Annotated in this window: 18 protein-coding genes; 16 read left to right on the top strand and 2 right to left on the bottom strand. The window is 58.2% G+C overall.

Going from position 1 to position 26780, the window contains the following annotated elements:
* Nucleotides 1–26: 26 nt before the first annotated feature.
* The 6 genes from ACR0A2_RS15290 to paaZ all read left to right on the top strand — a co-directional run bounded on the left by ACR0A2_RS15290 (nucleotide 27) and on the right by paaZ (nucleotide 8382).
* Nucleotides 27–2042: an FAD-dependent oxidoreductase gene (locus ACR0A2_RS15290; RefSeq protein WP_480835890.1), complete on the top strand. Its 2016-nt coding sequence runs from the start codon at nucleotides 27–29 to the stop codon at nucleotides 2040–2042.
* A 70-nt stretch (nucleotides 2043–2112) separates the two neighbouring features.
* A complete protein-coding gene (locus ACR0A2_RS15285; RefSeq protein ID WP_480835888.1) occupies nucleotides 2113–3132 on the top strand; it encodes a TRAP transporter substrate-binding protein in 1020 nt (339 codons plus the stop codon).
* A 57-nt stretch (nucleotides 3133–3189) separates the two neighbouring features.
* A complete protein-coding gene (locus ACR0A2_RS15280) occupies nucleotides 3190–3693 on the top strand; it encodes a TRAP transporter small permease (RefSeq protein WP_152460571.1) in 504 nt (167 codons plus the stop codon).
* Nucleotides 3693–5045 (top strand): TRAP transporter large permease, encoded by a 1353-nt coding sequence (locus ACR0A2_RS15275; protein WP_171118134.1) that lies wholly within the window; start codon nucleotides 3693–3695, stop codon nucleotides 5043–5045. Before ACR0A2_RS15280 ends, ACR0A2_RS15275 begins: the two co-directional genes overlap by 1 nt.
* Nucleotides 5045–6232 carry a cytochrome P450 gene (locus ACR0A2_RS15270; RefSeq protein WP_480835886.1) on the top strand — a complete coding sequence of 396 codons (1188 nt, stop codon included), beginning with the start codon at nucleotides 5045–5047 and terminating at the stop codon, nucleotides 6230–6232. The genes ACR0A2_RS15275 and ACR0A2_RS15270 overlap by 1 nt, the downstream gene beginning before the upstream one ends.
* Nucleotides 6233–6351: 119 nt before the next feature.
* A complete protein-coding gene (gene paaZ / locus ACR0A2_RS15265) occupies nucleotides 6352–8382 on the top strand; it encodes a phenylacetic acid degradation bifunctional protein PaaZ (protein ID WP_480835885.1) in 2031 nt (676 codons plus the stop codon).
* Nucleotides 8383–8709: 327 nt separating this feature from the next.
* Here paaZ and ACR0A2_RS15260 read toward each other — a convergent pair whose 3' ends face one another.
* The gene (locus ACR0A2_RS15260; protein WP_171233299.1) at nucleotides 8710–9162 is read right to left on the bottom strand and encodes an Lrp/AsnC family transcriptional regulator; all 453 of its coding nucleotides are present in this window, start codon (nucleotides 9160–9162) and stop codon (nucleotides 8710–8712) included.
* Nucleotides 9163–9277: 115 nt separating this feature from the next.
* On the opposite strand from ACR0A2_RS15260, the gene ACR0A2_RS15255 reads away from it, so the two are divergent.
* From ACR0A2_RS15255 to ACR0A2_RS15210, 10 genes are all read left to right on the top strand, one after another.
* A complete protein-coding gene (locus tag ACR0A2_RS15255; protein ID WP_480835883.1) occupies nucleotides 9278–10477 on the top strand; it encodes a methionine gamma-lyase in 1200 nt (399 codons plus the stop codon).
* 14 nt (nucleotides 10478–10491) lie between these two features.
* Nucleotides 10492–12873 carry a 1-deoxy-D-xylulose-5-phosphate synthase N-terminal domain-containing protein gene (locus tag ACR0A2_RS15250; RefSeq protein ID WP_480835881.1) on the top strand — a complete coding sequence of 794 codons (2382 nt, stop codon included), beginning with the start codon at nucleotides 10492–10494 and terminating at the stop codon, nucleotides 12871–12873.
* 383 nt (nucleotides 12874–13256) lie between these two features.
* The gene (locus ACR0A2_RS15245) at nucleotides 13257–15233 is read left to right on the top strand and encodes a DEAD/DEAH box helicase (RefSeq protein WP_480835880.1); all 1977 of its coding nucleotides are present in this window, start codon (nucleotides 13257–13259) and stop codon (nucleotides 15231–15233) included.
* A 185-nt stretch (nucleotides 15234–15418) separates the two neighbouring features.
* Nucleotides 15419–17476 (top strand): adenylate/guanylate cyclase domain-containing protein, encoded by a 2058-nt coding sequence (locus ACR0A2_RS15240; RefSeq protein ID WP_480835878.1) that lies wholly within the window; start codon nucleotides 15419–15421, stop codon nucleotides 17474–17476.
* A 298-nt stretch (nucleotides 17477–17774) separates the two neighbouring features.
* Entirely contained in the window at nucleotides 17775–19358 is a 1584-nt protein-coding gene (locus ACR0A2_RS15235; protein WP_480835877.1) for an ABC transporter substrate-binding protein, read from the top strand.
* Between the two features lie 68 nt (nucleotides 19359–19426).
* Nucleotides 19427–20521 (top strand): M24 family metallopeptidase, encoded by a 1095-nt coding sequence (locus ACR0A2_RS15230; RefSeq protein WP_480835875.1) that lies wholly within the window; start codon nucleotides 19427–19429, stop codon nucleotides 20519–20521.
* On the top strand, nucleotides 20521–21528 hold the full coding sequence (locus ACR0A2_RS15225; RefSeq protein ID WP_152460561.1) for an ABC transporter permease subunit: 1008 nt from the start codon (nucleotides 20521–20523) through the stop codon (nucleotides 21526–21528). Before ACR0A2_RS15230 ends, ACR0A2_RS15225 begins: the two co-directional genes overlap by 1 nt.
* Nucleotides 21528–22430 (top strand): ABC transporter permease subunit, encoded by a 903-nt coding sequence (locus tag ACR0A2_RS15220; RefSeq protein WP_480446922.1) that lies wholly within the window; start codon nucleotides 21528–21530, stop codon nucleotides 22428–22430. Before ACR0A2_RS15225 ends, ACR0A2_RS15220 begins: the two co-directional genes overlap by 1 nt.
* Nucleotides 22431–22434: 4 nt before the next feature.
* Nucleotides 22435–23412 carry an ABC transporter ATP-binding protein gene (locus ACR0A2_RS15215; protein ID WP_480835873.1) on the top strand — a complete coding sequence of 326 codons (978 nt, stop codon included), beginning with the start codon at nucleotides 22435–22437 and terminating at the stop codon, nucleotides 23410–23412.
* Complete coding sequence (locus ACR0A2_RS15210; RefSeq protein WP_224856341.1) at nucleotides 23409–24362, top strand: ABC transporter ATP-binding protein; 954 nt, start codon at nucleotides 23409–23411, stop codon at nucleotides 24360–24362. Before ACR0A2_RS15215 ends, ACR0A2_RS15210 begins: the two co-directional genes overlap by 4 nt.
* A 337-nt stretch (nucleotides 24363–24699) precedes the next feature.
* Here the strand turns inward: ACR0A2_RS15210 and ACR0A2_RS15205 are convergent, their stop codons facing one another.
* Nucleotides 24700–26484, bottom strand: a complete 1785-nt coding sequence (locus ACR0A2_RS15205; protein WP_480835871.1) for an ABC transporter ATP-binding protein — start codon at nucleotides 26482–26484, stop codon at nucleotides 24700–24702.
* Nucleotides 26485–26780 lie beyond the last annotated feature (296 nt).

Raw genomic sequence — 26780 nt, 5'->3', positions numbered from 1 at the left:
GATTGCAAATGTCGCAGTCGTCGCTGGTGAGCGTTGAATTTAAGGGCGACGTGGCGTGGGTCACCATTGACAACCCGCCGGTAAACGCGACGTCGACAGGTGTTCGGCAAGGGCTGTCTGACGCGGTTGATGCGGTCAAGGGCGCGCGTGTGGCGGTGCTGTGTTGTGCTGGAAAAACCTTTGTCGCAGGCGGCGACATGTCCGAGTTCGATGCGCCGCCGGTCGAGCCGCACTTGCCCGACGTGGTTCAGAAAATCGAAGACAGCGAGGTTCCGTTCATTGCCTGCATGCATGGCAACGTGCTGGGTGGCGGGTTCGAAATCGCCATGGCCTGTGCGTGGCGGATCGCAGCGCCGGGAACGGGTTTTGGTCTGCCGGAAGTCAATGTGGGCTTGATCCCCGGGGCAGGGGGTACACAACGATTGCCGCGTCTGGTCGGGATGCAGGCTGCAATTGACATGGCCTGTTCGGGCAAAATTCTCAAGGCAGAGACACTGGCCGAGCTTGGCGGCGTCGACCGCGTCGCCGAAGACCCCAGGGCGGCTGTCCTGGAATTGGTTGCCGACCTGCCCGAACGCCCAATACCCGTCAGCCAGCGTGCTGTGGCGGAGTTTGCGCCGGATCTGTTGGAGGCGAGCCGCGAGGCTTTGAAAAAACGCGCCAAGGGTCAGAAATCGCCGTTGGAAAACCTGACGGCGCTTGGTTGGTCGGTCGAGCCATTTGCCACCGCACAACCGAAAGAGCGCGCGCGCCATCTGGAGTTGCGCCAAAGCCCGGAAAGCCGCGCTTTGCGCTATGCATTTTTTGCTGAACGTGCCGTGTCCAAACCTTCGTTGATCAAAGACGTGGCCGCCCGTGACATAACACGGATCGCCGTTGTCGGAGGTGGGTTGATGGGGGCAGGGATCGCAACTGCGGCCCTGAACGGCGGGCTGTCCGTGACGTTGATCGAGCGAGACGCTGACGCTGCGGCCGCAGCGCACAATCGGGTCGAGGGTCTGCTGCAAGGCGCGGTCAAGAGAGGCAAGATGTCCGAGGCGCAGCTTCGGGATCGCCTTGCTGCGTTTCGTGCGGTGAACAGTTATGCAGACGCTGCGGATGCCGAACTGGCGATCGAGGCCGTCTTTGAGGACCTGTCCGTCAAGCAGCAGGTATTTGACGAGCTGGCCAGACATATGAGCAGCGATGCGATTTTGGCCACCAATACGTCCTATCTGGACCCGCGCGAGATTTTCGCCGGCGTGGGCAATCAGGCCCGATGCATCGGGCTGCATTTCTTCAGCCCGGCCCATGTCATGAAACTGCTCGAGGTCGTGGTAGCTCCGCAAACCTCTGCTGAAGTGGTCGCAACCGCGGTCGCGCTTGGGAAGAAGCTTCGCAAGGTTTCGGTGCTGTCGGGTATCTGCGATGGGTTCATTGGCAACCGCATGTTGGCCGCTTATCGGCGCGCAGCCGATTATCTGCTGGCAGATGGGGCGCTTCCTTATCAGGTGGACCGTGCAATGCGGGCGTTCGGGATGCCCATGGGGCCTTACGAGCTTCAGGATCTGACCGGTCTTCAAATTGCCTGGGCGAACCGCAAACGCAATGCCGCCAACCGCGACCCGAACGAACGTTATGTCACCATCGCGGACCAGCTTTGTCAGCGCGAGCGTTTCGGCCAGCGTGTCGGCAAAGGGTGGTACCGCTACGAAGAGGGCAGTCGCGATCCAGTTCGGGACCCCGAAGTTGAGGCATTGATCGAAGCCTATTCCGACCAGCAAGGCATCACCCGCAGGGATTTTTCGGACGAGGAAATCTGTTCTCGGTTGCTGGCGGTCTTGGCCAACGAGGGCGCTTTGATCATTGAAGAGGGGATCGCGGAAAACGCCGAAGCTGTCGATATGGTTCAAATCCATGGATACGGCTTTCCCCGCTGGAGAGGAGGACCGATGAACTATTGCAACGAAATCGGCATCAGCCGGTGCGCCCCAAATATGCTAACCGTAGCGAAAGAAAGTCCAGGTTCATGGCGCCTCGCGGGCCAATTGGAAAACAATTAACATGTTGATGGTTACAAAAGTGACCATTAACGCATTCTCGAGTCATGTTTCACAGGGAGGAGACAAAACCATGAAGTTCACCAAGTTGAGCACCCTTTTGGCCTCGGCCGCACTGGCCGTTTCGGGCACAGTGGCGCTGGCGGCGGATTATACGCTGACGATTTCCAGCTGGGCACCGCCGACCCACGGCATCAACGCGAAGATGTGGCCGAAATTCGTGGAAATGGTCGAAGAAGCCACCGATGGCAAAGTCACAGCTGAACTGAAGCTGGGAATTGCCCCGCCGCCGGCGCAGATGGACCTTATCATGGATGGCGCGGCGGATGCGTCGATCATCTTCCACGGATACCAGCCCGGTCGTTTCGTCACCACCAAGATGATCGAGCTGCCCGGATATGAGGGCTCGGCCGAAGCGGCCTCGGTCGCGTATTGGCGTACATACGACAAGTATCTCAAGGCGGCGGACGAACATCGCGGTGTGAAAGTGATCGCCCTGCACACCCACGGCCCGGCACAGCTTCATTCCAGCAGCCCGGTGACCAACCTCAACGAGGTATCGGGCCTCAAGGTGCGTATCCCGGGCGGCGTTGGCGGAGATGTCGGCGCGGCGCTGGGCGCAACCGGAATTCAGGTTCCTGCGCCGAAAGTATACGAGACACTCGCGTCGAAAGCTGCTGATGGTGTGGTCATGCCATTTGAATCCCGCAAGGGTTTCAAGCTGACCGAAGTGGCGCAAAACGTATATGAAGTTCCGGGTGGCCTGTATCGCGGGTCATTTGCGTTCATCATGAACGAAGACACTTTTGCGGATCTTCCCGCCGATGTGCAGGCCGCTTTGGAAGAACAGGTCTTCGGCGAACCGCTGAGCCGCGAAATCGGTAAAATCTGGGATGAGATCGACGCGATCGGCCGTGAAGCGACCGAACAGACCGAGGGCAACGCGATCAATGCAGCCTCTGCTGAAGATCTGGAAAAGTTCAATGCGATCGCTGCCGATGTGCGCGCCAAGGTCATCGAAGAGGTCAATGGCACCGGTGTTGATGCGCAAGCCGCTTATGACATGATCGTTAACGAAATGGCTGCCCAGTAACGCAGCCGGGCTGGCGGGGTTGACCCGCCAGCCATCTTCACCCGTTGGGGGCCAATCATGCAATCTATCGTGACCTTCGCGCGTCGCGTCAGTATCATTCCGACGGTGCTGGCCTGTGTGGCGCTGTTCATCCTGATGGTGATGACCTTTTTTGACGTCATCCTGCGCTCAGTCTTCAATGCTCCGATCGAGGCGGCAACCGAACTGACGCGGATTCTGATGGCGATCCTTGTGTTCTCGGTTTTGCCGATGATTTCGGCCGGGAAGGGGCAAATCGCCGTTGACCTGACCGATGGAATTTTTTCCCGCCTGCGGCTGAGCAGGGCGCGCGATGCGATAGTCTATCTGGTGTCCGGCATCATGCTGATCTGGCCGATTCAGCGCGTTTGGGTTCTGGCTGAACGTGCGCGGGATTACGGGGATGTCACCGAATACCTGTCGATCCCCGTCTTCTATGTCGGCTGGTTCATCGCCGCCTTCACTGCAATAACGGCCGTTGCGATGGTCATCACCGGTCTTTTGCACATTTTTGCCCCCCAAACCTTGTCGGAGCACGCCTGATGACTGCCGCACTGATCGGTTTCGCCCTTGTCCTGGTTCTTGTGTTGGTACGTTTGCCCATCGTGTTTGCGATGGGCCTCGTGGGGACGCTTGGGTTCGCATATGAACGCGGTGGCAGCATCCTGTCCGAGCGCGGGCTGAAGGCCGCCATGTCGATGGTGGGTCGCCAGATTACGGATACGGCACAGGACTATGGCCTTTCGGTCGTGCCACTGTTCATCCTCATGGGTCTGTTCGTAAACAAGGGCGGGCTCGCGCGCGAATTATACGCGGTCTCAAACGCCTTCCTGGGCCACTTCCGAGGTGGTATCGCCATGGCGACGGTTGCCGCCTGCGGCGGCTTTTCGGCCATTTGCGGTTCCTCGCTGGCAACGGCAGCGACCATGTCCAAAGTCGCGATGCCCGAGATGCGCCGGTACCGCTACTCGGATGAGTTGTCGACCGCGTCGATTGCAGCGGGGGGCACGCTGGGTATCCTGATCCCACCGTCGGTCATTTTGGTGATCTACGGCCTGCTGACCGAAACATCGATCGGCAAACTCTTCGTTGCTGGCATCATCCCCGGTGTACTTGGTATCCTCTTCTATCTGTTCGCGGTGCGCTGGACTGTTTGGCGCAGGCCCGAGGCCGGCCCGGCCGGTGAACGCCACGGCTGGGGCGAACGCCTGTCGGCCCTGCGCTCGGTCTGGGCGGTGTTGCTGCTGTTCTTCCTGGTGATAGGCGGCTTGTACGGAGCGTTCGATTTCTACCCCCTGAACCTGACCTTCAGCCCGACCGAAGCCGCCGGTATGGGCGCGATGGGGGCATTCCTGATCGCATTGTCGCGCGGCGGGCTGACCCTTGGGTCGACCTTTGAAGTGCTGAAGGAAACCAGCTTCACCGCCGCAGCGCTGTTCTCGGTTCTGATCGGCGCGCAGATCTTCTCGAATTTCATCAACCTGGCCGGTCTGCCCGAAGCGTTGATCGCCCTCGTCACCGCATATGAGGTGGAGCCCTTCGTCGTGATCCTGATGATCCTCGGGATCTACATCATTCTGGGATGCGTCTTTGAATCGCTGTCGATGCTGTTGCTGACGGTTCCGATCTTTTTCCCACTGGTCACGTCATTGGGATATGATCCGATCTGGTTCGGCATCGTTGTCGTCGTCGTGACCGAGATCAGTTTGATCACGCCGCCCGTGGGTCTGAACGTGTTCATTCTCAAAGGCGTGGTCGGGGACGTATCGACCGGAACAATCTTCAAAGGGGTCACACCGTTCTGGGTGGCAGACATCTTCCGTCTGGCTCTGATCGTTCTGGTGCCTTGGCTGGTTCTGGTCCTTCCCGAACAAATGGGAGCGATGGGTCACTGATGTTTTCTCTGACTGCGCTTCCGGACGGGTTTCATGCGGATCCCTATCCAACCTACGCCGCGTTGCGCGAAGACACGCCCGTCTGCTGGCAGCCCGATGGTTCGGTGGTCCTGTCGCGGTATGACGACCTGGATCTGGTGTACCGGGATACCGAGCGTTTCATATCGGATAAAAAGGCGGTTTTCGGCCCCAAATACGGTGTCGACAGCCCGCTGTACGAACACCATACCACCAGCCTTGTGTTCAATGATCCGCCTCTGCATACCCGCGTCCGCAAGGTCATGGTCGGTGCGATGAACCCACGGGCGCTGGCGCAGATGGAACCGGGCCTGATTCAACTTGTCGATGGGCTGTTGGACGAGATGCAGGCCAAGGGCTCGGTAGAGTTGATCGAGGATTTCGCCGGTGCCATCCCGATCGAGATCATCGGCAACCTGCTTGGCATTCCCAGATCGGAACGTGGCCCTTTGCGGGATTGGTCTTTGGCTATTCTGGGCGCTTTGGAACCCCAATTGACGCCCGAGCAGGAAGAGTGGGGCAACCGGTCGGTATCTGATTTCAAGGACTATCTTCGGCATGTCATAGAAGATCGCCGGGCCAACCCCGGAGATCCTGCGACGGATGTCCTGACACGTTTGATGCAGGATGACACCGATGGTGGCTTGACCGAGGTCGAGCTGTACCAGAACTGTATCTTCATTCTGAATGCAGGGCACGAGACCACCACCAACCTGATCGGCAACGCATTGGAACTGTTGGAACGGCACCGCGACAAACGGGCCGAGCTTCTGGCCAATCCGGATCTGATCAACACGGCAATGGACGAGTTTCTGCGGCTGGAAAGCCCAAATCAGTTTGGCAATCGTCTGACCACCGAAGACGTAACGTTCCACGGTCAGACCATTCCGGCAGGTACGGACGTTCATCTGTGTATCGGCGCGGCCAATCGCGATCCGCGGCAGTTTGAACGACCTGATGAGGTTGTATTGGATCGGCGTCCCAACAAGCATCACGCGTTTGCCGGAGGTCCCCATACCTGCGTCGGCCTGACCCTGGCGCGTATGGAGGGTCGCGTGGCCGTCGGACGGTTTCTTGCGCGATTCCCGACCTATCGCATCACTGACGGCGCCGAACGGGGCGGCCGCATCCGGTTTCGGGGTTTCGCGCGACTGCCAGCTCAAGTCTGAGATGTTCGGTTTGGGTTGCCAATTCGCCAATTTATTGACCGACCGATCGGTTTATATTATGATTTCGTGAGACGGGCATATGGCCGCGCGAAGTTCACACAACAAATGAGGAGACGCTCATGACAATCCAACAGATTTCCAGCTTCGCGGCCGGTGAATGGGTTTCGCCCGGTGCGGGTGCCCGCAATATTACAAGCGCGGTCACCGGCGAGGTGATCGCCACGGCCGGCAATAGCGCGTTGGATGTGCAGGGGATGCTGGACTATGCGCGCAATGTCGGCGGGCCGGCGCTGCGGCAGATGACGTTCCACCAGCGGGCCAAGATGCTCAAGGCGTTGTCCGTTCATTTGGGTCAGCACAAACAGGCAATGTATGACCTGTCTTTCAGCACAGGTGCGACCCAGTCCGACCACTTGATCGACATAGACGGTGGTATCGGCACGATGTTCGTCTTCGCTTCGAAAGGTCGGCGCGAGATGCCGGACGGACATGTCTATCTGGACGGTGAGGTCGAGCAGTTGTCGCGCAATGGCACCTTCCTGGGGCAGCACATCTGTACCCCGTTGCACGGGGTGGCAGTTCACATCAACGCGTTCAACTTTCCTGTCTGGGGGATGCTGGAAAAGCTGGCTCCAACCCTTCTGGCAGGCGTTCCGGCCATCGTAAAGCCAGCAACGAACTCGTGCTACGTCACCGAACTATGCGTCCGGCTGATGCTGGATTCCGGCATTTTGCCTGCAGGCGCGTTGCAGCTGGTTTCGGGTGGTCTGGGCGATATGCTGGACCGTCTGACCATGCAGGACGTGGTCAGTTTCACCGGATCTGCGGAAACGGCGTCGAAACTGCGTTCCAACCCGGTGATTCTGGAGAATTCAGTTCGTTTCGTGGCCGAGCAGGATAGTCTGAACTGCTCGATCCTGGGCCCTGATGCCGAGCCTGGAACGCCGGAATTCGATCTTTTCGTCAAAGAAGTCCAGCGCGAGATGACCACGAAGGCCGGGCAGAAATGTACGGCGATCCGCCGGATCATTGCCCCAGAGCCTCAGGTGCAGGCGGTGATCGAAGCCCTGTCCGCGCGGTTGGCAAAAACGGTTATCGGCGACCCACGGCTGGAAACCACACGCATGGGCGCGCTGGTCTCGAACGGTCAGAAACGTGATGTTCTGGAAAAGGCGGCAATCATCGGGCAGGAAGCCGAGCGCGTTTTCGGCAACCCTGACGATTTTGAGGTTGATGGAGCAGATGCCGAGAAAGGCGCGTTCTTGCCGCCGATGTTGTACCACTGTGCCAATCCGGATGCGGCCCGACGCGTCCATGACACCGAGGCTTTTGGCCCGGTCAGCACGGTGATGGGGTATCGCGATCTTGACCATGCGATCGAACTGGCAAATCGCGGGCAGGGGTCGCTGGTGGCGTCGGTCATAACCCGTGACGCGGATGTGGCGCGGCACGTTGCCCTGGGGGCCGGGGCCTATCACGGGCGGCTGTATTTCAACAATCGCGACTCGATGAAGGAATCCACCGGCCACGGCTCTCCTCTGCCGCATATGGTTCACGGCGGCCCCGGACGCGCTGGTGGCGGCGAGGAGATGGGCGGTGTGCGTGGCGTGAAGCATTACATGCAGAGGACAGCCATTCAGGGATCGCCCGATCTGCTGACCGCGATCGGGAACAAATGGGTTCCCGGCGCGAACGAGGTCGAAGGGCCAGCCCATCCGTTCACGCGCCGGTTCCACGAGCTGGCGATTGGCGAGACCCTCCACACGGCGCCCCGTACAATCACGATGGAAGACATCGAACACTTTGCCAATTTCACCGGCGATACGTTCTATGCGCATATGGATCAGGCAGCGGCGGAACGGAACCCGTTCTTCCCGGGCCGTGTGGCCCATGGGTATCTGCTTTTGTCATTTGCAGCCGGATTGTTTGTTGAACCGAACGAAGGCCCGGTTCTGGCAAACACGGGTCTTGACGGGTTGCGATTCATGAAGCCCGTCGAGGCGGGTGATACCATCAAGGTGCGGTTGACGGTCAAGGCCAAGACCAAACGGAACGAGGAATACGGCGAAGTCCGCTGGCATGTCACTCTGACCCAGCAGGATGATGAAATGGTTGCGGAATATGAGCTTTTGACGATGGTCGCCTACTAGGCCCGGAACCCATTGAACTTGGCAGGTCAGCGTGTTCACGGTTCGAAAAAAACGAGCGGTGAACATGTCTGATCTTCGGGATGCGTGCCAGAATTCAGGGATGCAAACAGTGCTGGTTGCCTGCAAGGCACGCCAAGCGGCGCAATCGCGTCAAGATCATGATCGACGGGATCAACGGCTGGTGGCACGTCGCAACCCTGTGCGACCGAGGCTCAAAGGTCCTCACGCCCGCGTCGCCATCGACATCTGTTGGCTGTGACTCCTCATCCCAGCGCCCGTCAAACGTGCAGCTCAACCTGAGTTTGCAGATTGGCCGGGCGCGTTCCATCAGGGTGGAAAAACGGCGGTCTTCTTTACCGTTCCATAAACAAAGCTGGTGTCGATCGAAGCAATCCCACCGATCGGGTGAATTCTGTTTCGAATGAACTCTTCATATGCCTCGAGATCCGATACCAACACCCGCAACTGATAGTCCATCGCCCCGGTCAGCACGTGGCATTCAAGAACTTCGTCGATCATCCGAACGCGTTTTTCGAAATTCTGAACGTCCGTTTCATTGTGCCGCTCCAATCGGATCCGCACAAAAACGGTAATGCCTATGCCGTATGCGGCGGCGTCCACATCTGCGCTGTAACCCTTTATGATCCCGCGCGCTTCGAGGTTCTTGACCCGGCGCAGACAGGGCGACGGAGACAGGTTCACCTCGTCGGCAAGGTCCTGGTTCGTCATGCGCCCGTCCTTTTGCAGCGCCCGAATGATCTGTCTGTCTTTATCGTCCATTTCAACCTAAAACTTGGCAGAATCTGCCAATATGGATCGCAGCATTGGTACTATTTGCAAGCAAAAGCCCAAAGTAAAGGTGCAAACTGGCGCCAACTTGAAACAGGAGCTTGCAATGACTCGTTCAACCGGATTTGCCACCCGCGCCATTCACCACGCTTACAACCCTTTGGAAAATGACGGCGCCCTTACCCCACCGCTGCATTTGACGTCCACGTTTGCCTTTGAAACCGCAGAGGCTGGTGGAGAGATGTTTGCCGGTGAACGCGCAGGTCATATCTACAGCCGTATTTCGAACCCCACATGTGACCTTCTGGAACAACGCATTGCGGTGCTTGAAGGGGCCGAGGCTGGACTGGCCCTTTCCAGCGGCATGGGGGCGATCACGGCAGTGCTTTGGACCCTGCTGTCGCCAGGTGACGAAGTCATCGTGGACAAAACACTTTATGGCTGCACCTTCGCCTTCATGCGCCACGGACTGGCAAAATGGGGGGTCACGATCACCCATGTCGACATGACAGACCCTGAGAACCTGAAAGCTGCCGTTTCTGACAAAACCCGCGTTGTCTATTTCGAAACTCCGGCCAATCCGAACATGCGCCTGGTGGATATTGCCGCCAGCGCCGAGATCGCGCATTCGGTCGGCGCAACGGTTGTCGTCGACAACACCTATGCCAGCCCCTATCTGACCCGCCCGATCGAGCACGGGGCGGATATCGTTCTGCATTCTGCCACCAAATATCTCGGCGGGCATGGCGATCTGGTCGCTGGTCTGGTTGTCGGCACCGCCGAACAGATCGCTGAGATCCGCCTTGTTGGGATGAAGGATATGACCGGCGCGGTCATGGCCCCTTTCAACGCGATGCTGATCTTGCGTGGTCTGAAAACACTGAACCTGCGTCTGGATCGTCACTGCGCGTCCGCCAGGGTCGTCGCTGATTTCCTCGAGGCCCATCCCGCCGTCGGCGAGGTTTGTTTTCCCGGGCTGAAAAGCTTTGCCCAGCATGATGTCGCGCAGCGGCAAATGTCCCAACCCGGCGCGATGATAGCGTTTGAGGTCAAGTCCGGCCTGTCTGGTGGGATTGAATTCATGAACCGCCTGAACATGATCCAGCGCGCAGTGTCCCTGGGCGATGCGGAAACGCTGATCCAGCACCCTGCATCCATGACGCATTCGACCTATACCCCGGAAGAGCGGGCCGCGCATGGGATCAGCGATGGCCTGATCCGTCTGTCCGTCGGGCTGGAGGATGTCGAAGATATCCTTGCAGACCTAGAACAAGCTTTGCCCTACCCTGCTCGCAGCGCCGCCTGAACCCGGAGACCAACATGCACATCGATCCCACCCAACTGAAGATCGTCGAACAGCGCCTGTTGTGGTTGTCTCATTGGATGATCCACCATGCCAACCATGTCCGACCAAAGGTGGATGGGATCAAAATCGGTGGCCATCAGGCTTCGTCCGCTTCGATGGTATCGATCATGACCGCGCTCTATTTTTCGGCCCTGCGCCCTGAAGACCGGGTGGCTGTCAAACCCCATGCCTCGCCGGTTTTCCATGCGATGCAGTATCTCATGGGCAATCAAACGCGCGAGAAGATGGAAAATTTCCGTGGTTTTGGCGGTGTTCAAAGCTATCCCAGCCGGACCAAGGATATCGACGACGTTGATTTTTCCACCGGGTCTGTGGGTTTGGGTGTCGCGATCACCTCGTTTGCTTCGATCATTCAGGATTACATCAAGGCCAAAAGCTGGGGCTCGGATGCTCCGATTGGGCGGATGGTGGCCCTTGTAGGCGACGCCGAACTGGACGAAGGCAATGTGTACGAGGCTTTGCAGGAAGGCTGGAAGAACGACCTGCGCAATACGTGGTGGATTATTGATTACAACCGGCAATCCCTGGATGGCATCGTCCGCGAAGGGCTATTCGAACGGATTGAAAAGATCTTCGATGCGTTCGGTTGGGATGTCGTGCGCGTGAAATATGGGGTTCTGCAACGCGCGGCCTTTGAAGAACCGGGCGGCGATCGCCTGCGCGACTGGATCGATGCATGCCCCAATCAGGATTATTCGGCTTTGACCTTCATGGGTGGCGCAGTCTGGCGGCAGCGCCTGATGGACGATCTGGGGGATCAGGGGGACGTGACCGCTCTGATCGAACGGCGGACGGATGCAGAGCTGGCTGCCCTGATGGAAAACCTTGGCGGCAATTGCGTCGAGACCATGGCCCGGACATTTGCCGCCATCGATCATGATCGCCCGACCTGTTTCCTGGCCTACACCGTCAAAGGGTGGGGCACCCCCATCGCAGGCCACAAGGACAATCACGGCGGGCTGATGAACAACAGCCAGTTCGCCGCGTGGCAGTCGCATATGGGCGTGCCAGAAGGCGAGGAATGGGAGCCGCTTGCGACAGTGCAGGACCCAGCCGCATTCAAGAATTTTCTGGCCAAGGCACCGTTCTTTGCCAAGGGTCCGCGCCGCTATTTCGATGACAAGCTGGACGTGCCACGGATCGAGGTCGACACCAGCCGCGAAATCTCGACCCAGATGGCGTTTGGCAAGATCCTTGACGATCTGTCAAAAGGTGATGGCCCGTTGGCCGAACGCATCGTGACAACCTCTCCGGATGTCACCGGCACGACGAACCTTGGTCCTTGGGTGAACAGGCGCAAGCTGTTTGCCCGATCCACGCAAGCCGATGCCTTCATAGAACATCGGATCCCTTCGACGGCGAAATGGGAATTCACGCCGGAAGGGCAGCATATCGAGCTTGGAATCGCCGAAATGAACCTGATGCTGCTTCTGGGTGCGGCAGGTCTGTCGCATTCCCTGTTTGGCAAACGGTTGATCCCGGTCGGCACCGTCTATGACCCCTTTGTCAGTCGCGGCCTCGATGCGCTGAACTATGCCTGCTATCAGGATGCACGCTTTATTCTCGTTGGTACGCCGTCAGGCGTCACACTCGCACCCGAAGGCGGAGCGCATCAATCCGTTGGTACCCCCCTGATCGGCATGAGCCAGGACGGGCTGGCTGCATTTGAACCCGCCTTTGCTGATGAACTGGCGGTGATCATGGAATGGGCCTTCGACTATCTGCAACGCGACGGTGAAGGACAACCGGACGAGCGCACATGGCTGCGCGATGAAACCGGCGGTTCCGTCTATCTGCGTCTGACGACCAACCCGATTGAGCAGCCGGGCAAACGCGTGGATGACGAGTTTCGGCAGGGTGCCATTGACGGGGCTTATTGGTTGCGAAAACCGGGGCCCAATTGCGAAGTTGTAATCGCCTATCAAGGTGCTGTCGCGCCCGAGGCAATCAAGGCCGCCGGTATGATCGGCGAGGGCCGCCGCGATATCGGTGTTTTGGCCGTGACGTCCGCGGATCGGCTGAATGCCGGTTGGACGGCTGCACAACGCGCGCGGTCGCGCGGCAACCCCGCCGCACTATCCCACATCGAAACCCTGATGTCTGGCCTGCCGGCGCATTGCAATCTGGTCACCGTGATTGACGGGAATCCTGCAACATTGTCGTGGTTGGGCGCTGTGCGCGGTCATCAGACCATTCCGATGGGGGTCGAACATTTTGGCCAGACAGGAACGATCGGTGATCTCTATCGCCACCACTGCATTGATGCCGATGCCATCATCGAAAAAGTGAATGGTTTGACCCGTGGCAGAGTACTTCATCGGGCAACAGAGGCTTGAGATTGGGCCAACAAGATCAGGAACGATCCCGCTCGGGCTCTTGTTTGACCCATGTCGCATCGACGACGGCCATGTCATCGAAATGATCGGCGCGATTAAGCGTGCCCGGTGCCTGTCTCCGACGCCCAACGGCAGGCATTTGCAAGATGTTGAATTTTGTTCCCGCGTTGACCCACGCTTGACGCGGCCCGGCCCTGACGGTTGCGTCAGGGTCCGACCTGTCAGGGTGTTCCCTTTTGGGAAGCTTTTCGGCGAAAATGCCCGTTTTCCCGTCTATACAACCGGGATGGCAGCCGGTATGGGGCTGTCTTTACCCTTGGATGAACCGCTGATCGCAATTCCGCACAGCGCCTATCACCTGGCCGATACAAAGAACCACCACCGTGAAACAAACCATTGCAGATGCGCTAGTGCGCAAGGGCTATGATACATTGACCCAAGTTCAGCGAGCCGTCACCCAGCCCGAGCTGGAAGGGCGCGACATGCTGGTGTCGGCCCAGACCGGATCAGGGAAGACCATTGGGTTTGGTCTGGCGATAGCGCACAGGGTGCTGGGCGATGAAGAAACGCTCGGCAAACCCGAAGCGCCGTTGGCGCTGGTTGTCGCACCGACCCGCGAGCTGGCACTTCAGGTGAAACGGGAACTCGGCTGGTTGTATTCCGGAGCGGGAGCGTTTCTGGCCTCGTGCGTCGGGGGCATGGACATTCGGGATGAACGTCGCGCGTTGGCCCGAGGCGCTCATATCGTTGTGGCCACTCCGGGGCGACTTCGCGACCATATCAACCGAGGGTCAATCGATCTGACAGCTATCCGAGCGGTTGTCCTGGACGAAGCGGATGAAATGCTGGATCTGGGGTTCCGCGAGGATCTTGAGTTCATCCTTGATGAAACACCCGCGGATCGTCAGACCTTGTTGTTTTCTGCCACTGTGCCACGCGCGATTGCCAATCTGGCCAAGCGGTATCAGCGCGACGCGGAACGTGTGAGCACGGTCGGCGAACAGACCCAGCATGCGGATATCGAGTATCGGGCCATGACGGTGGCGCCGCGTGATGGTGAAAACGCGATAATCAATGTGCTGCGATATTACGAGGCCCCCAATGCCATCGTTTTCTGCAACACCCGAGCAATGGTTTCGCGCCTGACCGCGCGCCTGTCGAACCGGGGGTTTTCGGTCGTGGCCCTGTCCGGTGAGCTGACCCAGAGCGAACGATCCAACGCGTTGCAGGCCATGCGCGATGGACGGGCCCGGGTCTGCGTCGCAACTGATGTTGCGGCCCGCGGCATCGATCTGCCCAACCTTGATCTGGTGGTCCATGCCGAACTGCCCAACAGCCATGAAACACTGCTGCACCGGTCTGGCCGCACGGGTCGCGCTGGGCGCAAGGGCGTCAGTGCCCTGATCGTCGCGCCATCATCGCGCAAAAGGGCAGAGCGCATTTTGAAATTTGCCAAGCTGACAGCAGAATGGGGATCGGCCCCGTCTGCCGACGAGGTGAACGAGCGTGATCAGGCTCGGATGCTGGCATCAGAGGACTGGCAGGTCGAGATCACGGAAAGCGAACGCCCGTCTGTTGAAAAACTGATTGCTCGCTTCACGCCCGAACAAATTGCAGCCGCTTACCTGAGGCAATACAAACTGCGCCATTCCGCCCCGGAAGAGCTGTCGGCGATCGATCAGAACGCCCCAAAGCCACGCGCATCTTTTGGGCCAGGCGTCTGGTTTTCATTGTCCGAAGGACGCAATCAGAATGCGTCTCCCCGTCATATGCTGCCGATGATCTGCAAGGCGGGCGATCTGACAAAAGACGACATCGGTGCCATCCGGATTGCCGAGGACGTAACTTATTTCGAAATCAGTGAAGCCAGTGTCGACCGCTTTCTGACCGCCATTGGTCCAGAGATGAAAATCGAAGAAACCAAAGACCTTGTGCGGTTGGACAAAGCACCGGACCTGTCGTCAACCGGTCGGTCCGGTCTCAAAAGAAAGTTCAAAGGCAGACCTACGGGACACAAAAAGGAAAACTCTCCGGCTGAGCGGAAAGCCCACCGCCGCCAATCCAAGCCCGAGGTTCAGCCTGCCCAGACCGTGCCCGCGACCGAAACCCGCCGAGCGTCGGATGACGACGCAAAAAGCCAGTTCAGCGCTTCGGGCGCAAAACCGAAAAAGCGCAAACCCGGCAGCGTTGAACAAAAAAGAGGTCGCTCCAAACCAGCCGGAGACGCGCCGAAAGGTCCACCGCCGCCAAAGGGCAAGCCAAACAGCAAGAAGAATCGTGCACGCGCGGCGGCCGTCAAATCCGCCAAGGGTGGCAACGCAGTTCCAAAACGTCGCAAATCCGGACCCAAGGGCAGTTGATTTCCGCCACGGACAAGGTCTGTCCTCTGGGCATTGGCAAGTGACCAGGTGCCGTGGATTTCGGTCACGGCATACACATGTGCTTAACAGTTGCGTGATTTTTCGGGGTTGGAGCAAACTAAGCTTTGCGCTTCTTGCCATCTCAACCGAATACTGTGGTACAGGACATTCTTTTCGGGGTTTTCATGCGGTTCAGTGTCGGCATTGCTGTATCTATGCTGGTCGCCGTATCCATCGGCGTGTCGACCTTCGTTGTTCATTCGCTGTGGTGGACGACCGCGCGTGACAACAGCCGCATGCTTGCCGCTGAGATCAACAGCCAGATCGCAAACGCGGTCCGCATCGAAGTCGGGGCAACCCTCAGATCCGCCGAAGCCGCATGGTCGGCGGTGCGCACGATCTTTGTACAGAATGTCATCGCAACACGGCAGGCCGATAAACGAGAGTTCGTCTTTCTGTCTCAGTTGCAGGCGCAACCGAATATTTCCTGGATTTTCTTCGGTTGGCCGGACGGCAATTTTTTCGCGTCGCATCGTTTGGGCGACAGCGGGCTTGAGATGATAGAGATCGACAAGGACATCCGCGACCGGAACTTGCGGACCGATCGATACATTTTTATTCCCGGGGATATTCAGTTCGAAGAAAGGACCTTTGTTCCGACCTCCTATGATCCTCGCGATCATGCCTGGTTCAACAATTTTATGTCCCTGGACACGATGGGATGGATCGAAGCACGCGATCTTCCGGGCAGTGACAAGACCGTATACGCATTTGCGGGGCCGATCGATGTCAACCGGGCACGGCAGGGTGTTCTTGCGGTCGCAATCGAAACCGACCGTTTGTCACGCTTTCTGGCGACGCTCGAGCCCGGCGAATTCGGAGCCGCCTTTATTCTGGATGCCGATGGCAAAGTAATTGCTGTTCCCGATGCAAAAGCGGACGAAGTTACACCGGCGCGCATGGGCGAGGGTGAGCTGTACGAGGTTGCCAAGATCTCGGGGGAAAAACTGTTGGGCGACCCGGATGGCAATACTGCGGGCAGTTCGACGAAACGCGTGGTGATCGATGGCGTCCCCTATGCGGTGGCCCTGACACCTTTGGGCTTTTACGGGTGGCGCGTCGCTACGGTCATTCCGGAGGCGGCGTTTTTGTCGGGTATCAATGCAACCTTGATAGACCTGATCTATATCCTGATCGGGGTCGTGATCGTCTCAACCGCTCTGGCGATCTGGTTGATCCGTCGAATTGTGGCCAATCCTTTGGCGCGCATTGCCGAGGATCTGAGCAAGATCGAACGCTTTGACGTCGAACGCATTCCACGCCGGCCTTCAAAGCTGTCCGAGCTTGCCAATCTGTCTGCGGCAACGGCCAGCATGGCAGCAGGGTTGTCCGCGTTCCGAAAGTACGTGCCGACCGATCTTGTGAAGATGCTGGTCGCCGAGGGCATCAAAACGCAGCCCGGTGGCGACATGAAGCAGATATCCGTATTGTTTTGCGACGTGACCGGATTCACCGGGCTATCGGAAAAACTCGGCCCCAAAATCATCCAGTTGATGGAGCCTTTTTTCTCTGCGGCCGCAGCAGCCGTCGCGCGCCATGACGGGACGATCGACAAATTCATGGGTGACGCGGTCATGGCGATCTGGGGGGCACCGCGCAAGGATGCGCTCCATGCCGAAAATGCCTGCCGCGCGGCACTGGATCTTGTCGTGACCGTGGAAGATGCGGGCATCAAAGACGAGGCCGGAAATTCCCTGCGTGTCAGGATCGGGTTGAACAGCGGTGAAGCTCTGGTTGGCAACATTGGGTCAGAGCAGCGGTTGAACTACACGGCGATCGGTGACGTCGTGAATGTGGCCAGCCGATTGGAAGGGGCCAACAAGGAGTATGGCACGCGTATTCTGATCGGCCCCGAGACCCGGCGCGAAGCAGGCGACGCAATTGTCGTCCGAGAGCTGGACACGCTCGCGGTCTTTGGCCGGACCGAGGAACTGGTGGTCTATGAGCTGATTGCGATGGCCGACGGTTTTGAAGGTTCCCTTGATTGGATCGAGACCTACGAACAAGGTCTTGCGTATTATCGTTCCGGCCGGTTCGAGCAGGCGATAGATGCGTTTGAGGTCGCGGACAAAATACGGGGCGGGGACCCTGTGTCCGTCGCCATGAAGCTGCGCGCAACGAAACTTTTGACCAACCCTCCCTCGGGGGATTGGCGTGCGGTTACGCATACGGACAAGACGTGAGCGTGCAGGCCATGCGAGCATGCAATCCGCACCCGTGAACAGCAAGGTCTGAGGTCGCGGCAGGGCGTTTCGGGCCGTCGTATCGTTTGCGCAGCGAAGATGAGAGTGAGATCCGGAAATCAGGGTGCAATAGCAGAAAAAGCCTTCAAAGATATCCGCAGAAAGACACTGTTGACATTAGATTTTGTATTTTGGATACATTAGACAGAGGAATCGCGACGACCTGTGCTGTCACTGAATGCTCTGGCGACAAAGAGCCATGCGATTGTCTTTATAAGTCCTTTTCTGGGAGAAAATCATGAACCTCAAACTTCTGGCCGCAACCACTGCGATCGCCCTGACGGGTGCCGTGGCGCAGGCAAATACACTTGTATATTGTTCCGAAGGATCGCCTGAAGGGTTCGATCCTGCGCTGTACACCGCAGGGACGACCTTTGATGCGTCTTCTCATCCGATCTACAATCGGTTGCTTGAATTTGAAACGGGCACGACCAATGTGGTCCCCGGCCTGGCCGAAAGTGTCGAGGCCAGCGATGATGGTCTGGAATACACTTTCAAGCTGCGCCAGGGCGTCAAGTTCCACTCGAACGACGCGTTCACTCCGACCCGCGACTTCAACGCGGATGACGTGATTTTTACCTTCATGCGTCAGAAAGACGAAAACCACCCTTATCATCAAGTGTCAGGCGGAACCTGGGAATATTTTCAGGGTATGGGGATGCCTGATCTGGTCGATTCCATCGAAAAGATCGACGACTACACAGTGAAATTTACTCTGTCCAAGCCCGAAGCGCCATTTGTCGCCAATATGGCGATGGACTTTGCCTCGATCGTGTCGGCGGAATACGCTGCGGCAATGATGGAAGCCGGTACGCCGGAAAAACTGAATACGGCACCCATCGGCACCGGACCTTTCTCGTTCGTGGCTTATCAAAAAGACGCGGTGATCCGATACGCGGCCAATGATGCGTACTGGAAAGACCCGGCGCAGGTCGAAAACCTGATCTTTGCCATCACGCCGGATGCGTCTGTGCGCTATCAAAAGCTGAAAGCAGGCGAATGTCATGTGATGCCCTATCCGAACCCTGCCGACATTCAGGCAATGAAGGATGATCCGGACATCAACATGCTGGAACAAGAGGGCCTGAACGTTGGTTATCTGGCCTACAACACCACGATGGCGCCATTCGACAATCCGAAGGTGCGCAAAGCGCTGAACATGGCGATCGACAAGCAGGCGATCATCGACGTGGTCTTCCAGGGTTCGGGCCAGGTGGCCAAGAACCCGATCCCGCCAACCATGTGGGGCTACAACGACGCCATCGTGGACGATCCCTATGATCCCGAAGCGGCCAAGGCGATGCTTGAGGCCGAAGGTGTTTCGGACCTGTCGATGAAAATCTGGGCCATGCCCGTCCAGCGCCCCTACAACCCCAATGCCCGTCGCATGGCCGAATTGATCCAGGCGGATTTCGCCAAGATCGGTGTGGGCGTCGAAATCGTCTCGTACGAATGGGGTGAATACCTGTCTCGGTCGAAAGAACTGAACCGGGACGGTGCCGTTCTGCTGGGCTGGACCGGGGACAATGGCGACCCGGACAACTTCCTGGCGGTATTGCTGGGCTGTGACGGTGTCGAAGCCTCCAACCGGGCGCAATGGTGCCATCAGCCATTCGAAGACCTGATCCTGAAGGCCAAGCAAAGCACGGATCAGGCCGAGCGGACCAAACTGTATGAAGAAGCGCAGGTTGTGTTCAAAGAGCAGGCTCCGTGGGCAACCATCGCGCATTCGGTCGTTTACATGCCCATGAGCAACAAGGTGCAAGGTTATAAGGTGCACCCTCTGGGCGGTCACATCTTCTATGGTGTGAGCGTCGAATAAACCACCACTCACAAACCGGAGCCACCAGATTGGCGGCTCCGGCTTTCTTATTGAGGAGGTCGGGCAGAATGCCGGATTTGTCCGAATACCGCCAATTGGCAATGGAAATGTCAGTGGACGCAGTGGCCCTGGTGCCGGGTCCGAATTTCACCCGCGCATTGGGCAAATCCTTCATGAGCCACGAGCGCCCTTTTGTCGTGGTGATTCCGGCCCTGGGTGATCCGGCGGCGATCGTGCCCAATCTGGAACTCGCTTCATGGGATCTGGTCGGATTTGAGGGTGCCGTGTTCGACTGGCGCGATCAGACCGGCTATGACAGCGCCTTTTCCGCGCTGGCAGCGCATAGTCCTATCAGATCGTTGGCCGTCGAAGGTCAGGTGATGCGGTTTTTCGTGTCAGACGCGTTTACCCGCGCATTTCCGGATCTGCGGATTGTGGACGGCGAACGCGAAATCTCAGGCCTTCGCATCATCAAAACCGAAGAAGACATCGCCGCGCTGCAAGCGGCCATCGATATTTCGGAACGCGCGTTGGAGCGTGTGATTGCGGGTGTTCGCACAGGTCAGACCGAAAAACAGATCGAGCAGGCGCTGATACAGGTGCTTTTTGCGGAAGGCGCCGAGTCGTTGGCCTTTTCCCCCATCGTGGCTGCGGGGGACAACTCGGCACGACCGCACGGCAAGGCGCGCGCCGACTACCGGATCAAGGCAGGCGACGCCTTGCTGTTCGACTTTGGCGCTCGAAAACATGGTTTTGCGGCCGACATCACGCGAACTTTTTTCGTTCAGGACGTCCCGGACGAAGGCCGGGATGTCTACGACACGGTTTTGCGCGCCAACAAAGCCGGGTTCGAAGCCTGCCGCCCCGGCGTGACAGCGCATGACATCGACGATGCCGTCACAGGTGTGCTTGAGGCCTCGCCCTTTGCCGATCGTATCCGGACCAAGACAGGTCACGGTCTGGGCCGGGATGTGCATGAGGCGCCGTATATCATGCGCGGCAACAGCCAGAAAATCCTGCCGGGCATGGTCTGGACCAACGAACCCGGTCTGTATGCATTGGACAAGTTCGGCGTTCGCATAGAAGATGACGTCCTTGTCACCGGGGATGGCTGTCGGTCACTGACCCGCTTTCCCAAAGAACTTACAATCATAGGTCGCTGATGCTTGGCTATTTCCTCACCCGTCTTGGCCTGTTTGTTCCGACATTTCTGGGCGTGACGCTGATTTCGTTCATGTTCATCCGGGTGCTGCCCGGCGATCCGATCATCGTGATGGCCGGTGAACGCGGCATGACGGAAGAACGTTATCAGGAAATGGTCGAAAAGCTGGGTTTCGACAAACCGGTGTTGCAGCAGTATTGGGATTACCTCACCGGAGTGCTTCAAGGTGATCTGGGCGAAAGCTTTGTCACCAGGAAACCCGTATGGGATGAGTTCTTTTCGCTGTTCCCCGCAACGCTGGAGTTGTCGCTGTGCGCCATGATCTTTGCCGTTGCGCTGGGTCTGCCGGCAGGTGTGATCGCGGCGGTGAACCGAGGGAAGTTCTTTGACCGGGCGCTGATGTCCTCGGCGCTGGTCGGGTACTCGATGCCCATCTTCTGGTGGGCGCTGCTGTTGATCATCATATTCTCGGGCAATCTGGGCTGGACGCCGGTCTCGGGCCGCATCGACCTGTTGTATTACTTTCCCAGCGTCACGGGCTTCATGCTGATCGACAGCCTGTTGTCGGGTCAGGAAGGGGCATTCGGATCGGCCGTGCGCCATCTGATCCTGCCGACGATTGTGCTGGGAACGATTCCGCTGGCGGTCATCGCACGCCAGACCCGGTCGGCGATGCTGGAAGTGCTGGGCGAAGATTACATCCGCACCGCGCGCGCCAAGGGTTTGTCACCAACGCGGATCAATGGATTGCACGCGCTGCGAAACGCTTTGATTCCGGTTGTTACGGTGATCGGCCTGTCGGTGGGCACATTGCTGGCGGGGGCCATTCTGACCGAAACCATCTTCAGTTGGCCGGGCATAGGAAAGTGGATGGTCGACAGCATCTTTCGCCGTGACTACCCGGTTGTTCAGGGCGGATTGCTGATGATCGCGGTGATCGTGATGCTGGTGAACCTGCTGGTCGATGTCCTTTATGGCATCATCAACCCCAAAATTCGGAGGCGGTGATGGCCGAACTATCCTCAACCCCGCCCAGTACGGAAGACCGCCCCAGCGCCCTGCGCGAGTTCTGGTACTACTTCAGCGAAAACCGCGGCGCTGTCATCGGGCTTTGGGTTTTTGCAGCCTTTGTGTTTTGTGCCGCCTTTGCGCCCCTTCTGGCCCCCTATGACCCGACCGAGCAGTTCCGCGATCATATCCTGCAACCGCCTGCTTGGCAGGAGGGCGGAAGCTGGGCTTTCCCGTTGGGTACCGATCCGCTGGGTCGGGACATGCTGTCGCGCCTGATCATGGGCTCGCGCTATTCCTTCTTTGTCGGAATCGTCGTCGTCTGTGTGGCCGTATCGGGTGGCGTGATGATTGGCCTGCTGTCGGGCTTTGCTCCCAAATGGGTCGATACGCTGATCATGCGGGTGATGGATATCGTTCTGGCCTTTCCATCGCTGCTGTTGGCACTGGTGCTGGTGGCCATCCTTGGCCCGTCGCTGACCAACGCGATGATCGCCATCGCCATCGTTTTCCAACCCCACTACGTGCGCCTGACCCGCGCGTCGGTTCTGGCGGAACGTCAGAAGGATTATGTCACTTCGGCGCGCGTGGCCGGTGCTGGCAGGTCACGGCTGATGTTCATCACCGTGCTGCCCAATTGTCTGGCACCCATCATCGTACAGGCGGCGTTGTCCTTTTCGACAGCAATTCTGGATGCGGCTGCCCTGGGCTTTCTGGGCATGGGCGCGCAGCCGCCCACTCCGGAATGGGGCACCATGCTGGCCGAAGCGCGCGAATTCATACTGCGCGCCTGGTGGGTGGTTACTTTCCCCGGTCTGGCGATTCTTGTCACCGTTCTTGCCATCAACCTGATGGGTGATGGCCTGCGTGACGCGCTTGACCCGAAACTGAAACGGAGCTGATGGCATGAGCCTTTTGCAGATCCGCAACCTGACTGTTGAATTCGCCACGGCCTCGGGCAAGTTCCGCGCCGTGGACGGTGTAGATCTGTCGGTCGACAGGGGCGAGCTGCTGGCCATCGTCGGCGAAAGCGGCTCGGGCAAGTCGGTGTCGATGCTGGCGCTGATGGGGTTGTTGCCCTGGACCGCGACGATCACCGCTGACGAGATGCGCTTTGAGGGGGTGGATCTGGCCGGTCTTTCGGCCCGTGAGCGCCGCAAGATCATCGGCAAAGACATGGCAATGATCTTTCAGGAGCCGATGTCGTCGCTGAACCCCTGTTTCACGGTGGGATTCCAGATCAAAGAGGCCCTGCGCATCCATCTTGGTTTGAACCGCAAGGACCGCCACCAGCGCGCGATTGAACTGTTCGACCAGGTCGGCATCCCGGCTCCGGAAAGCCGCCTGAACACCTTTCCACACCAGATGTCAGGGGGCATGAACCAGCGCGTCATGATCGCGATGGCCATCGCCTGCAAGCCCAAGCTGCTGATTGCGGACGAACCGACCACCGCGCTGGATGTCACCATTCAGGCGCAGATACTCGACCTGCTGGTTCGGTTGCGGGACGAACACGATATGGGCCTTGTGCTGATCACTCATGACATGGGGGTGGTGGCCGAAACCGCCGAACGGGTTCAGGTGCAATATGCCGGACAAAAAGTCGAAGAGCAGCCCGTGCGCGACTTGTTCCGCACGCCGCGTCATCCCTATACATCCGCCCTGCTGAGCGCCTTGCCCGAGCGCGCGACCTCCAAGATCCTCCCGACGATTCCCGGCGTTGTGCCGGGCCAGTTCGATCGCCCCGCAGGGTGCTTGTTCAGCCCGCGATGCCGGTTTGCTGATGCAACTTGCGCCGAAATACCGCCGACACCTCATGCCGATGCCTTCGGCAAGGCACGTTGTCACCACGTTGAAAAAATTGCGGCCGGAGAATTGGCATGACCGACCCTATCGTTCAGGCGAAAGATCTGACCCGGTTTTACACGGTGAAGGGCGGGTTGCTGTCCAAGTCAGCGACGGTAAAGGCTCTTTCGGGGGTGGATTTCGAACTGAAACCGGGAAAGACTCTGGCCATCGTCGGAGAGTCCGGCTGTGGCAAGTCAACATTGGCGCGATTGGTCACGATGATTGAAGAGCCGACGTCGGGCAGGCTGACGATTGACGGTGTCGACATTACCCCGTCGCGGTGGAGCAAGATGCGGGAAACGGTGCAAATCGTGTTCCAGGATCCGTATGGATCGTTGAATCCACGTCAACGCATCGGCCAGATCTTGCAGGAACCGCTGATCATCAATCGCCCGGACATGTCCGCCGCAGACCGCGAGGCACAAGCGCGCGACATGATCGAGATGGTGGGATTGCGCCCCGAACATTATGATCGCTACCCACATATGTTCTCTGGCGGGCAGCGTCAGCGGATCGCCATTGCACGCGCGCTTATGCTGAATCCCAGGGTCCTGGTTCTGGATGAGCCGGTTTCGGCTCTGGATGTCTCGATCCAATCGCAGATCCTGAACCTGCTTGTGGATTTGCAGGAACGGCTTGACCTCGCCTATCTGTTCATTTCGCACGATCTTTCCGTGGTTCGGCATTTTGCCGACGACGTGATCGTGATGTATCTGGGGCGTGCTGTTGAAAAGGCACCCAAAGAACAGCTGTTTGCCGCGCCGCGCCACCCCTATTCCAAGGCGTTGCTGTCCACGACGCCCCGGGCCGACCCCACGGCCCGAAAAGAACGGATCAAGCTTGAGGGCGAACTGCCGTCGCCGATGAATATTCCAAAAGGTTGCGCCTTTGCGCAAAGATGTTGGCTGGCTACTGATCAGTGCAGGGCAACATTGCCTGAACTGGCCGGAGAAACGCATCAGGTCGCGTGTCTGTATCCGTTGTGATGCAAAAGGTTTCCGTGTTGGTGTGAGTGGGTGGCAAACAGGGCGGTCGCAATAGAAGCGACGTTGACTTCTTGTGGGAGAACCACCCCGCCAAGGCGCCGGCGTAGGCGACCAAGCCACATGTTTGTGTCGCTACCGACCAAGATCGCCATATTCGAATCCGCGCGCGAGATAGACCCGTTCGTTTCCCGGGATTGGGCCTGAGCTATCTACATTCCTAAAGCGGCTTGGGCCTGATGATTTCGATGCACGGACGCGCGTGATGAGAATACTCTGCCCCTCTTCCGGACAGGTCTTGCCCGGAGAAGGGAGCCATGTGCCAGACCGAATGCAGGGGTTATTCTGCCACTTCCGCCGAGGGTTCGTGTTTTTTGAATTGCTGATCGAACAGGTTGCGGAAGCTTCCGTTCTTTTTCATCAACTCGTCCAGATTGCCCTGTTCCACGATCGAGCCATCCTGAACCACGATAATCTTGTCCGCTTCCAGAACAGTCGAAAGTCGGTGCGCAATGACGACGACGGTCACGTCCTTTGTCAGGGTGTCCAAAGCCTTTTTGACAAGCGATTCCGATTCAGCGTCCAGCGCGCTTGTGGCCTCGTCCAAAAGCAGGATCTCGGAATTTCTCAGTATTGCGCGTGCAATCGCAATTCGCTGTTTCTGACCACCTGACAGGAAGGTTCCGTTTTCGCCGACTTGCGTTTCGTACCCCTCCGGCAGGTCCATGATGAACTCGTGCGCATGTGCGGCTTTGGCCGCGGCAATGACCTCTTCCTCGGTTGCGTCAGGGGCCGAGCAGCGCAGGTTGTCCATGATCGAGGTCGAAAACAGGAACGTATCCTGACCGACATAAGAGATTTTTTTTCGCAGGGACGCAAAACTGACCTCGCGCAGGTCCTGGCCATCAATCTCGACGCTGCCCTGATCGGGATCGTAGAACCGCATGATCAGCCCGAATATCGTAGACTTGCCACCGCCGGACTGACCGACCAGCGCGGTGGTCTTGCCGGCCTCGAACGTGACATTCATGTTTTCAATCACGGGTACGGCACCTTGATAGCCGAAAGTCACATCGCGCAACGTGATCTGGCCGGGGCCTTCGATCAGGTCATGGGCTTCGGGGCTTTCCACCATCGTGTCGTCCTGATCCAGCAGGCCGAACAACATGCTGATACCAACCATGCAGGTTTCGATCTGAACGCGCATTTTCGACAGCCGCTTGGCAGGTTCATAGGCCATCAGCAACGCCGTGATAAAGGACATCAACTGGCCTGCGCTGGGTTGTTCCGTACCTGCGATTCCCATTGTGCTGACCACTAGTACACCCGCCACGGCGAGGCCGGCCAGAAACTCCATGAGAGGGCTGGCAATGGACTGCAACTTGGCGATATCGTTCGACCGCTGTTCAACTTTCCGGATGGCGGTGTCCATGCGGTTGATCATCCGGTCTTCGAGCGAGAAGACCTTGATGACCTTGATCCCTGCCGAGGTCTCTTGCAGCACCCGAATGATTTCCGCCAGTGACTTGAATTCGGCCTGCATGATCGTGCGTACGCTCTTCAGCAGATAGCGAACACCCAACAGGGCAATCGGACCCACCACAAAGAACAAGATGGACAGAACGGGCTGTTGATACACCATGACAGCAACCAGCCCGACCAGAGTCAGAGCGTCTCGGACAAACCCGGTGACCAGCACATCGATCAGGTTTCTGGCTGCCTGCGCGCCATGGGTGGTGCGCATCAGAAGGTCCGACGATTCATTGGTCGAAAAGAACGCGACCCCATGTTTGAGCAGTTTGCGGTAAACCTTGTCCTGTTGTTCCGCCACGATCCGATTGCCTGCGCGGGCAAGGTAAATAGCCTGAATATAGGATGCGACCGCCTTGACCAGAAACAGGAGGACAACCCCCAGCGCAATCACATGTGCCCAACCCTGCAAGTCGGGGCTGGTCATGGCATCGACAATGTATTCCATCATATATGCGGAGCCGGCCGTGGTGACCGCCACGGCAATCATTGCCAGAACCGCAATACCATACAGCTTGCCTTGCGCGTAAAAGCTTTCACCTACAAGGCGGCCCATATAGCCTGATCGCCACTTGTTCCAGGCGCGCTTTATCATTGCGTTCTCCAAATCGTGAAACTGTGCGCACGCTCAGTTAACCTATATTTTGTCGGGCCTAAAGGACAGATGCCAAGCTGCGGCAGAGCGGCCCATCCCGACCATCTGAGCTGTACGCCCGCTAAATAATGGCTGGTTGACGATCGGACAAGAGTTGGAAAGCGCAAGGACAACCGCGATCTGCCCCTTTGTACGCGCGCAGACAGGGTTAGTGGCGCGACAGGATCCGCAAAAAACGCCTTAAAATACGGGCTGTTTTGCCACAAACGAGTCGTGTGTCCGGCATAGATCCGCTG

The organism is Ruegeria sp. H8, from assembly GCF_056532905.1.
Note: the sequence above shows the minus strand (reverse complement) of the source record. Positions and strands in the feature narration are given on the sequence as shown.

What these genes read in the sequence shown, in the direction of transcription:
- ACR0A2_RS15285 (WP_480835888.1), top strand. Translation starts at nt 2,113, where the DNA reads ATGAAGTTCACCAAGTTGAGCACCCTTTTGGCCTCGGCCGCACTGGCC.
- ACR0A2_RS15280 (WP_152460571.1), top strand. Translation starts at nt 3,190, where the DNA reads ATGCAATCTATCGTGACCTTCGCGCGTCGCGTCAGTATCATTCCGACG.
- ACR0A2_RS15275 (WP_171118134.1), top strand. Translation starts at nt 3,693, where the DNA reads ATGACTGCCGCACTGATCGGTTTCGCCCTTGTCCTGGTTCTTGTGTTG.
- ACR0A2_RS15270 (WP_480835886.1), top strand. Translation starts at nt 5,045, where the DNA reads ATGTTTTCTCTGACTGCGCTTCCGGACGGGTTTCATGCGGATCCCTAT.
- paaZ (WP_480835885.1), top strand. Translation starts at nt 6,352, where the DNA reads ATGACAATCCAACAGATTTCCAGCTTCGCGGCCGGTGAATGGGTTTCG.
- ACR0A2_RS15260 (WP_171233299.1), bottom strand. Translation starts at nt 9,162, where the DNA reads ATGGACGATAAAGACAGACAGATCATTCGGGCGCTGCAAAAGGACGGG.
- ACR0A2_RS15255 (WP_480835883.1), top strand. Translation starts at nt 9,278, where the DNA reads ATGACTCGTTCAACCGGATTTGCCACCCGCGCCATTCACCACGCTTAC.
- ACR0A2_RS15250 (WP_480835881.1), top strand. Translation starts at nt 10,492, where the DNA reads ATGCACATCGATCCCACCCAACTGAAGATCGTCGAACAGCGCCTGTTG.
- ACR0A2_RS15240 (WP_480835878.1), top strand. Translation starts at nt 15,419, where the DNA reads ATGCGGTTCAGTGTCGGCATTGCTGTATCTATGCTGGTCGCCGTATCC.
- ACR0A2_RS15235 (WP_480835877.1), top strand. Translation starts at nt 17,775, where the DNA reads ATGAACCTCAAACTTCTGGCCGCAACCACTGCGATCGCCCTGACGGGT.
- ACR0A2_RS15230 (WP_480835875.1), top strand. Translation starts at nt 19,427, where the DNA reads ATGCCGGATTTGTCCGAATACCGCCAATTGGCAATGGAAATGTCAGTG.
- ACR0A2_RS15225 (WP_152460561.1), top strand. Translation starts at nt 20,521, where the DNA reads ATGCTTGGCTATTTCCTCACCCGTCTTGGCCTGTTTGTTCCGACATTT.
- ACR0A2_RS15220 (WP_480446922.1), top strand. Translation starts at nt 21,528, where the DNA reads ATGGCCGAACTATCCTCAACCCCGCCCAGTACGGAAGACCGCCCCAGC.
- ACR0A2_RS15215 (WP_480835873.1), top strand. Translation starts at nt 22,435, where the DNA reads ATGAGCCTTTTGCAGATCCGCAACCTGACTGTTGAATTCGCCACGGCC.
- ACR0A2_RS15210 (WP_224856341.1), top strand. Translation starts at nt 23,409, where the DNA reads ATGACCGACCCTATCGTTCAGGCGAAAGATCTGACCCGGTTTTACACG.
- ACR0A2_RS15205 (WP_480835871.1), bottom strand. Translation starts at nt 26,484, where the DNA reads ATGATAAAGCGCGCCTGGAACAAGTGGCGATCAGGCTATATGGGCCGC.